This is a genomic window from Corynebacterium sp. HMSC034H07 (genome assembly GCF_001815175.1).
Classification (GTDB): Bacteria; Actinomycetota; Actinomycetes; order Mycobacteriales; family Mycobacteriaceae; genus Corynebacterium; species Corynebacterium hiratae.
Map to the genome: position 1 here is coordinate 1 of NZ_KV819477.1, position 8,153 is coordinate 8,153.

Consider the following 8,153-nt stretch of genomic DNA (forward strand, 5'->3'; position numbering starts at 1 on the left):
TACGTGTCCACGATTTGCGGGCAACCCCACTTCTTGATGAGCCTGAGCTCGGTGGTCGTCGATCCACAAGTAATCATGGCTAGACAATTCAATGAGGCCTAAGCTCGCACATAGCCAATTGCACACCTGCGATGTGTACCTACTTCATTACAAAGGAACAGCACCCTCAGCCATATCTGCAGTACGCGGCGAACGCGCCACGGGCAAGGACGACGCAACAGCTGCAACTACCAACGCAGCTGCCAAGGCAACCGCCGCAACACCAGGATGAGAAGAAAGTGCCGCGAAAAGAATCATTCCAAGTGGGGTACCGGCGGTAAAGACCAGCTGATCCTTCGTAGCGAACTGATGCACCAGACCATCATCCCCCAAAGACTGCCCGAGAGAATCCCACGCAATGCCTGCCGCAGTCATCAACAAGGACGCAGCAGCAGCAACTGCGGCGATGAGCACGAAGACAGAGGAGAATGCCAAAGCCAAGATCTGCCCGGCCAGAAGAATCAGCATCAGGATTTGCAAGGTGCTAAAGCGCACCCGATCTAATGCCTTCAGAATTGTTGCGGCTGAGCCAAGCAGCGAACCGACCGCAAGCGCAGTTGCCATAAACCCCCACGACTTTTCGTCGAAAGTATTCATAATCCATGTAGGGCCAGCACTTCCCAGGAAGCCGTTGACCACTGCCGCGACCAGCCAGGTGCCGAGCCCTACCCGCACCCAGCTCGGGAGCGTTGGGGACGCAAGAGGCTCGTTCGAAGTCGTTGAACCTGCGCTGTCCGGTTCTGGTTCAGCCGCTGCGCTATTAGAGCTTTCTCCTGCTGGTTCGCTACGTACTGAGAGAAACGGAAGAACAAAGAGCATGGCCACGAGGAAAGTGGCGCCGTCGATGAGTAATACCGTGTTAAATCCCAAGGTGAGCACTGCGGCAGTACCGATGAGGGGGCCGGCGATAAACAGCACATCACCGAGCATCGACAGGGTTCCATTGACGCGAGTGCGCTGCTCATCGGAAAACAGCTGCGACAAGAGGCTAAACCTTGCTGGCCCAAAGAATGACGAGGCACAACCGTACACGCAGCTTGAGAGCGCGAACGCAGCAATGGAATCGCCGCGAGCAACCACCCACGCTACAAGTCCCCACTGTGCCAGCATCCGAACGACATCACTACCCAGCATCCAGGTCACTGGCCGGTGAGGTGGCGGCAGCTTTCGGACCACTAAAGAACTAAGGAAACGGCCCGCCCACAGCGCGATAAGCACCACCGTCAAGCCGCGCCCCGACGGATCTACTCGGTGTGCCTGAAGCGCAAAAGCAATCGGGATGAGGCCGTCACCTAACCCGGAAACGACAGCGGCTGCGAAGACGAGCGAGAACGTAGATTTAAAAGAAAGACTATTCATCGACCTCAACATTTTATAGTGTTACACATCATAGTATTTAACTATAGAGAGTCAGGGTACATCCCCCTGTCCAGTCAAAGTTTTAACCGCTGAAGTGCTTTAGGAGACCCCATGTCCACTTTCGTCATCGTTGCCATCGCGGCCATCCTTCTCATTGCCATCCCAGCAGGCATGATGAGCCGACGGATTCACAAACGCACGGAAGACCACGACCCCGAGACACGCCAAGCCGCGCTGGATTTCCAAAGAGATGTTGATAGAGGGCGGGCTGGCTTCTAAAAATAAAAAGACCGGCACCCCAGAGCTAAGAACTGGAGTGCCGGATCTGGCGGTGGCGGCGGGATTTGAACCCGCGGTTGGGGGTTACCCAACAATCGCTTTCGAGGCGATCACCTTCGGCCGCTCGGACACGCCACCGCGTTCCAGATTACGGGAGTCATCCCGAGCGACAAAATCGCTGCCCACACCACGCGGCGCGGACAGCGATTCAGCTAGATGAGGCTAGGAATTAGTCCTTGAGGTTTCCGATGACCTCGTTGGCCTTATCCTTGACGCCCTCAACGGCGTCGGAAGCCTTCTGCTTTGCCTCAGAGGTAACCTGGTCGGCCTTGCCCTCGTTCTCCAGCTTCTCGTTATCGGTCAAGCCGCCAGCGGCTTCCTTAGCCTTGCCAACGAACTCGTCCTTCTTGTTCTCAAAATCACCCATGATTTTCTCCTTACTCTCTACTTCTCTCACGTGGACCACCCAGCCTACACGCGAATCGGAAGGTGGCTCCGGGGCCACTAACCATTTCAAGGGCTAAGCGCCGCTGCCGCGCAGACCCCCGAAGAAGCCCGTGAGCAGCTCCGCGCATTCTTCCTCCAGCACACCGCCGCGTACCTCGGGAACGTGGAGGGCGCCCGGGGCGCGCAATACCTCCACCAGCGAGCCGCACGCCCCCGTCTTCGGCTCAAAGGCCCCGAAGACCACCGAAGACACCCGGGAAGCCTGAATCGCGCCCGCACACATCGCGCAGGGTTCCAAGGTGACAACCAGCTCGCAGCCTTCCAGACGCCAGCCATCGCCATGCACGCGTACCGCCTGGCGGATAGCTTCCACCTCTGCGTGCGCGGTGGGATCATTCAGCTGCTCGCGGCGGTTAACGCCGGTGGCGAGTTCGTTGCCGGAGGCGTCGTAAAGCACGGCACCTACCGGGATATCCCCCGCCGGCGTGGTGCGTGCGACCTCCAGAGCGCGGCGCATACGGGCCTCCGCGCGCACCAGCCCCGCCGCTGGTTTAAGAGTCATCCGAGTCGAGGCCGTCGATGAAATCCTCCAGCTCATCGCCAAAACCCAGCTCGCCGGCGATGCGCAGGAGCATATCGGAAGGCCAGTCCTCATCGTTATCGATGATGTAGCCCACCTGGTCCTCATCGAGGCCGAGGTCCGCGAAGATATCGAAATCGCCGTCACCGTACGGGTCGGCGTCCTCCCACTCGTCTTCGTCTAAATCCGGGATCTCGAGATCGCGCAGGTCCAGGAAATCCGCGGCGAAGTCGTCCTCGGAGGCGTAGGTGGCGTCGGAAAGCAGCATGCGCACATCCCCCGGCACCGGGCGCACGACGACGAAATAGTCATCCTCCACGCACAGCAGCGCGAATGCCGCCCCCTCGGAACGCAGGTTGCGCACCGCTTTGATGGAGGTGTTGACGTCGGTGAAGTCATCCTTGAAAGGGCGAATCACCCAGCCGCCTTCGGCACTGGCAACGGTGATGGCAAAGGACAGATCGTCGTGGCTCATACCTCGTCAGATTAGTCGGGTTGTGCCACAATTGTCACCGTGAGTTCTCAAGATGTTCAACGCCCCGTCTGCATTATCGGCCTCGGTCTCATTGGAGGTTCCCTCCTGCGTGACCTAGCTGCTGCACACCATTCCGTGTACGGCTATAACCACTCCACTTCTGGTGCCCGAACGGCCATTAAGCAGGGCTACGACGTCACCGATGATCTGCCGGCCATCCTGCGGCGCGCCGAGGAGGACAATGCGCTTATTGTCATCGCGGTGCCCATGGATGCGGTTGCCTCGGTCCTCGACGCCATCCAGGAACACGCCCCGAGCTGCGGGTTGACGGATGTCGTCTCGGTCAAGACCGAGGTGCGCCAGCTCATTGTGGAGCGCAACATGGAATCGCGCTACGTGGGTGGCCACCCCATGGCCGGCACCTCCAAGTCCGGCTGGGAGAACTCCCACACCGGGCTATTCAACCGCGCTGCCTGGGTAATCACCTATGACTATGCCGCCGAGTGCGAGGCCCGCGGCGAGCGCATTCCCGCCGCATGGGAGAACATTTTTGCGGACGTGGTCCGCATGACCCAGATGGTTCACGCGGAGGCGGTTCCGGTGCGCGTGGCGAACCACGATGCCGCGGTTGCCCGCATTTCGCACTTGCCGCACGTGCTGGCGGAGACCCTCGCGGTGGTCGGCGATAATGGCGGCATTCTGGCGCAGTCCCTCGCGGCCGGCTCCTTCAAGGACGGCACCCGCGTGGCGGGCACTCGCCCGGATCTGGTTCGCCAGATGTGCGAGACCAATGCACCGGCACTGGTCCAGGCCCTCGACGAGGCTCTTGAGTTGCTGCAGGATGCGCGCGAATCGCTGGCCTCGGATAAGCCTTCCATCGCCGCGCTTGCCGACGCTGGCTTCCGCGCCCGCACCCGCATCGAAGCCCGATCCGGTGCTCGAAAGGAATCGGTCTCCCCGGTGAAGATTTCTTCCCGCCCGGTCTTGCGGCTGCACCCGGGTGCGCCGAACTGGGTGGCGCAGCTGCGCCAGACGGAGTCTTTGGGCGGGCGCATCGAAATCTTCTAGCCCGCTGGTCGGCTTCTAGGCCTGGCTTTCTTTCCTAGCAGGCGGTTCTCAACGGGTTCCCCTCACCTGGTTCCAGTCAAAAGGTTTCTTTGCCCCCAAACGAACCTTCTACCTGGCTGCAGAAGGTTTACTTGCCCCCAGAGGAACCTTTTGACTGGAGACTTCTGAGTGAAGCCTTTTGTGTGGTGCCGGCCACTGGGAAGTTTTTCAAATGGCATCTTGCAAATGGCATGTTGCAGATGGCATCTGTCAAAAGGCGTTTTCTCGCCTGAAAACGCCTTTTGGGTTGTGCAGATGGCGTTTTGGCCCCAAAGACGCCTTCGAGCAGATGCCTTTTGTGGGGTGCCATCTGGTGACCGGCTGTGAGTAGCGTGCGCGGCAGCGTGGGACGGCGCGGGGCGGCACGACACGACGCGGTGTCGGGCAGCGTAGAGCGGTGACAAAGGGGGAGGTGGGGCGCTTAGTCGCGGAAGGTGTCGTCGCGACGTTTGCGGGCTTGGGACTCATCGCGCGTGATGCCGAGCAACGGGTAACCAGCAAAGCCCGCCGCTAGGCCCACCGGCAACATCCAGAGCATGCCGGAGGCCAGCCACAGCACCACACCAAGGATGGCACCGGCAATCAGACACGGAACGAGTTTCTCCTTCATGGAGAAACAGCCTAGTTGCTACCCCGCTCAGCACCAGATTTGCGGCGAAGCAAACGTGAAGCGATGGCTAGCACGATCAGGCCCACCACCCCAGTCACGCCGGCTGTCAGAGCTGCGGGCGCGCTGACCTGCATCGTTGCCGGCGGCGCCGGGGAGTTATCGGCGTTGAGGACGCCGTCGGTATCACGGCCGCTGGTGACGTCCTCGATCCAGTCGCGGACTTCGACCACGGACGTAATCGCCGCTGTTGGGGAAGGTAGGTCCGGGTCCGCATTCGATGTACCAGCCGTGGCCACGCCCACGAGGCGACCGTCGACAAAGAATGGGCCGCCGGAGTCGCCGCCCTGCATGCCCTCACCATTAAGGGACTTCACGTCCATGATGGCAGCGGCAATCATCGGGCCCACTCCCCCGAGTTCACCGGCCGGGATACTTTCCGCGCCATCGGGACCAACAGCGATCTCTGGCATGTCGCCGCCCTCCATTACCTGGGGTGCATCGGACGAACCAGGGGCGGGAGCGACCATTCCATCGGGAGCAGGCACTGCCATGTCACCAGGAGCCATGGCCCCGGAATCCCCCGGCGCCACCGGCGTCATCTTCTGGCCAGACTCGTCTGGGCTTGCCGGCGGGGTACCGCCGGATAGCAGTTCGCCTACTTCCATCTCTGCCATCGGTAGCTGGCCTTTGCGGGCCATGCGGGAGCTGCTGCTCCAGCCGTAGAAGTGCCCCTTCTCGCCGGCGGTGGGGACCGCATCCGCGAGCTTGGCTGGCTTGATGCCCTTGACGGGCTCGGTCAGGTGCATGAGGCCGGCGTCGATAGTCGGCGAAACAGCCCAGGAGTCCACGTCATACACGCGGGTGTCCTTGCCCTGGCCAAAGCGAGCCTGCGAGCCCTCGTTGTTGACGGACTCCAAGCAGTGGCGGGCAGTGAGCACCCACTGCTCGGCAACGAGCGTGCCGGTGCAATCGCCGAAGTTTCCGATCTTGCCCATGCGCAGCGCAGCCACGGCAGCGCTTTCCTCCGACTGCGGAGCGGGCTGGGCGAATTCCAAGGCCATGGCCGGCGCAGCGCCTAGCCCCACGACCAGAGCGCTGGCCACAACAGCAGTTATCTTTCGTGCCACCATTACGCGGCCACCTCCTTGATTGCCCAGGCCACGACCCTCTCGGCCGGGCCCTTTCCACAGAACTTCTTCCACAGCGCGCTCAGCACCAAGAACGCGAGCACAAAGCCCAGTGCCGCCATGGTGTTGTGCAGTGAGACGTGTGCTTGCCAGTAGCGTGCGGTGAGAATGTGCAGGATATAGATTGTCAACGACATCGAGCCCAATGCCGCGAAGGGGAAAGCCAAGCGTGGCAACTGACGGCCGATAATCAGGCACAGGTGCAACACCACCGCGGTGACTGCCACGGAGAGAAGGATTTCACCAAGCACACCCGTATGTCCGGTAAAGCGCAGCCAGCCGGCAATATCCGGGTTAAAGCGCTGCCAGAGGCCGATACCGGTAATGACGACGGCCACCGCGGTCGTGACGATCTGGGTGCGGGTGGGGCGGGTGAGGTAGACGTCGTAAAGCAGCATGCCCGCCACCATGTACGCCAGGAACGCCACGAGGGGGTAGACCTGTGGGAGGGTATACGGCGCGTAGAGCACCGTGGCGCCCGCAGTAGCCAGCGCGAAGAGCAGGACCTTCCAGCCGGTGGCGAGCGGCGGCACCCAAGCGGTAAGAGCCATGGCCGCGCCCATCACGACGAGCACCACCTGAATCTCACCGCCCACAGGTAGCAAGGCCACGCCGATGAGCATGACTATCAGGCCGCGGGCGACCAGCTTGAGGAAGACCCGCAGCGAGTAGTCGCGGGCAAGGATCATCATCGTGGTACCTGCAATGATGGCAAAGCCCGCCGCCGGCAGCCCGGAGAGCACCACTTTGGCGCTCCACACCAGGTTGGCCATGTGCAGAATAATCATCCCGATGATGGCCAAGGAACGAGCAATATCGAGGCCCACTATTCGGGCGCGCGCTGACACCTATTCATCTCCTTGCAGTTGAAAACGTCGAAAGACCGACCAATGGCTCTGGCCGGTCTTCTTATTTGTGTGCGTTTTCAGCTCTGCATTTCACTCAGCGCTGCGTGATGTGCGTCTCAGCGGGTAAGGGCGATGGCTTTGCCATCGCGCACGAAGTAAATGCGCTCAGGGGTTGCGGAGGCATCGGGGTCCACCATCACCGTTATTGGACCTGCAAGAAGTTTCATGATGGCCCCGTCAGGTTGCGCGCCGAAGCAGATTTTGTCCAACCTCAAATCCCGAGTGATTTCTAGCTGACCATCTCCGTTGCTCTCAAAGTGGAAACTGAGGATATCGCAGGAGAACTGCACGACCCGATCCCTAAAGTTCACGCGAATGGAATCCGGCTGCTGCGCGGACTCCCACTCGGAATTCACCACGAACTCCATCTGCTGCGCATTGGCGGTGACTAGGCCTGCGGGCACGCCAGTAACAATGTTGCGCTGCGAGGATCCAACTTCCGCTATGCCCGAGCTCCCCGGCAGCTCCGAGGAGCCAGCAAAAGAAAAGAGGGAGGAAATGAAAAGCAGGATAGCGGAGAGAATCGCTTGAATCATGAGCATCATTGTATCCCTCCCAACCGACCAACCATTGGCTCTGGCCGATTTTCTCATTTCTGTTTGTTGTCAGCTCTGCGTTTCACCCAGCGCTGCGCGATATGCGTCTCAGCGGCTAAGCGCAATGGCCTTTCCATCCCGCACGAGGTAAATACGCTCAGGTGTTGCGGAGGCATCCGAATCCACCATTACCTTCGCCGGTTCGGACAGGAACATAATGAAGGGAAGGTCGACCTTTCCTCTAGGGCAGGCCTTATCCGTCAACATGCTGAGCTCCACGCCGCCATCAACCAAGGTGAAGTCGCCGCCGTTACAGGGCAACCACACCCTCTGGTCCTGGAAATTCAAGGAGAAATCCTCTGGGCTCGCCACAGACTCCCAACGAAAAGCAGTGATATGTTCCATCTGCTCATCGTTTGCCTCGACCAAAGCTGCAGGCGTGTTCGTAATGATGCCGTGCTGGGCGACGTTCAGCCCCCACGCCTCCGAGCTCCCCGCCAGCTCCGAGGAGCCCGCGTTAGAAAACAGCGAGGAGATGAATAGCAGGATGGCGGAGAGAATCGCTTTGATCATATTTCAGAACACTACCGGGTTTGCCGGCTTAAGGGACATTTCGTGTGGATAAA

Annotated in this window: 11 protein-coding genes and 1 tRNA gene; 2 read left to right on the forward strand and 10 right to left on the reverse strand. The window is 60.3% G+C overall.

Annotated features, from left to right (window positions below):
* Positions 1-147: 147 nt before the first annotated feature.
* On the reverse strand, positions 148-1,398 hold the full coding sequence (locus tag HMPREF3009_RS00045; protein WP_070516304.1) for an MFS transporter: 1,251 nt from the start codon (positions 1,396-1,398) through the stop codon (positions 148-150).
* A 111-nt stretch (positions 1,399-1,509) separates the two neighbouring features.
* Between HMPREF3009_RS00045 and HMPREF3009_RS13495 the strand changes: the two genes are divergently transcribed.
* Complete coding sequence (locus HMPREF3009_RS13495) at positions 1,510-1,677, forward strand: hypothetical protein (protein WP_168166986.1); 168 nt, start codon at positions 1,510-1,512, stop codon at positions 1,675-1,677.
* A 47-nt stretch (positions 1,678-1,724) separates the two neighbouring features.
* Here the strand turns inward: HMPREF3009_RS13495 and HMPREF3009_RS00050 are convergent.
* The 4 genes from HMPREF3009_RS00050 to HMPREF3009_RS00065 form a co-directional block, all read right to left on the reverse strand.
* Positions 1,725-1,815: transfer RNA gene (locus HMPREF3009_RS00050), tRNA-Ser, on the reverse strand.
* Between the two features lie 91 nt (positions 1,816-1,906).
* The gene (locus HMPREF3009_RS00055; RefSeq protein WP_046648854.1) at positions 1,907-2,104 is read right to left on the reverse strand and encodes a CsbD family protein; all 198 of its coding nucleotides are present in this window, start codon (positions 2,102-2,104) and stop codon (positions 1,907-1,909) included.
* A 93-nt stretch (positions 2,105-2,197) separates the two neighbouring features.
* Positions 2,198-2,641, reverse strand: a complete 444-nt coding sequence (locus HMPREF3009_RS00060) for a nucleoside deaminase (RefSeq protein ID WP_046648879.1) — start codon at positions 2,639-2,641, stop codon at positions 2,198-2,200.
* A gap of 34 nt (positions 2,642-2,675) precedes the next feature.
* Positions 2,676-3,179: a tRNA adenosine deaminase-associated protein gene (locus HMPREF3009_RS00065; RefSeq protein ID WP_046648855.1), complete on the reverse strand. Its 504-nt coding sequence runs from the start codon at positions 3,177-3,179 to the stop codon at positions 2,676-2,678.
* Positions 3,180-3,218: 39 nt separating this feature from the next.
* Between HMPREF3009_RS00065 and HMPREF3009_RS00070 the strand changes: the two genes are divergently transcribed.
* Entirely contained in the window at positions 3,219-4,247 is a 1,029-nt protein-coding gene (locus HMPREF3009_RS00070) for a prephenate dehydrogenase (RefSeq protein WP_070679225.1), read from the forward strand.
* Positions 4,248-4,707: 460 nt separating this feature from the next.
* Here the strand turns inward: HMPREF3009_RS00070 and HMPREF3009_RS00075 are convergent, their stop codons facing one another.
* From HMPREF3009_RS00075 to HMPREF3009_RS00095, 5 genes are all read right to left on the reverse strand, one after another.
* Positions 4,708-4,896 (reverse strand): hypothetical protein, encoded by a 189-nt coding sequence (locus HMPREF3009_RS00075; RefSeq protein ID WP_070516297.1) that lies wholly within the window; start codon positions 4,894-4,896, stop codon positions 4,708-4,710.
* 11 nt (positions 4,897-4,907) lie between these two features.
* Entirely contained in the window at positions 4,908-6,026 is a 1,119-nt protein-coding gene (locus tag HMPREF3009_RS00080) for a trypsin-like serine protease (RefSeq protein WP_070679227.1), read from the reverse strand.
* On the reverse strand, positions 6,026-6,931 hold the full coding sequence (locus HMPREF3009_RS00085; protein WP_070679229.1) for a DUF418 domain-containing protein: 906 nt from the start codon (positions 6,929-6,931) through the stop codon (positions 6,026-6,028). The genes HMPREF3009_RS00080 and HMPREF3009_RS00085 overlap by 1 nt, the downstream gene beginning before the upstream one ends.
* Positions 6,932-7,047: 116 nt before the next feature.
* On the reverse strand, positions 7,048-7,527 hold the full coding sequence (locus HMPREF3009_RS00090; protein WP_070679234.1) for a hypothetical protein: 480 nt from the start codon (positions 7,525-7,527) through the stop codon (positions 7,048-7,050).
* 108 nt (positions 7,528-7,635) lie between these two features.
* Positions 7,636-8,100, reverse strand: coding sequence for a hypothetical protein (locus HMPREF3009_RS00095; protein ID WP_070679231.1), 465 nt, complete (start codon positions 8,098-8,100; stop codon positions 7,636-7,638).
* Positions 8,101-8,153: the final 53 nt, after the last annotated feature.

What these genes read in the sequence shown, in the direction of transcription:
- HMPREF3009_RS00060 (WP_046648879.1), bottom strand. Translation starts at nt 2,641, where the DNA reads ATGCGCCGCGCTCTGGAGGTCGCACGCACCACGCCGGCGGGGGATATC.
- HMPREF3009_RS00045 (WP_070516304.1), bottom strand. Translation starts at nt 1,398, where the DNA reads ATGAATAGTCTTTCTTTTAAATCTACGTTCTCGCTCGTCTTCGCAGCC.
- HMPREF3009_RS00095 (WP_070679231.1), bottom strand. Translation starts at nt 8,100, where the DNA reads ATGATCAAAGCGATTCTCTCCGCCATCCTGCTATTCATCTCCTCGCTG.
- HMPREF3009_RS00080 (WP_070679227.1), bottom strand. Translation starts at nt 6,026, where the DNA reads ATGGTGGCACGAAAGATAACTGCTGTTGTGGCCAGCGCTCTGGTCGTG.
- HMPREF3009_RS00065 (WP_046648855.1), bottom strand. Translation starts at nt 3,179, where the DNA reads ATGAGCCACGACGATCTGTCCTTTGCCATCACCGTTGCCAGTGCCGAA.
- HMPREF3009_RS00090 (WP_070679234.1), bottom strand. Translation starts at nt 7,527, where the DNA reads ATGATTCAAGCGATTCTCTCCGCTATCCTGCTTTTCATTTCCTCCCTC.
- HMPREF3009_RS00055 (WP_046648854.1), bottom strand. Translation starts at nt 2,104, where the DNA reads ATGGGTGATTTTGAGAACAAGAAGGACGAGTTCGTTGGCAAGGCTAAG.
- HMPREF3009_RS13495 (WP_168166986.1), top strand. Translation starts at nt 1,510, where the DNA reads ATGTCCACTTTCGTCATCGTTGCCATCGCGGCCATCCTTCTCATTGCC.
- HMPREF3009_RS00075 (WP_070516297.1), bottom strand. Translation starts at nt 4,896, where the DNA reads ATGAAGGAGAAACTCGTTCCGTGTCTGATTGCCGGTGCCATCCTTGGT.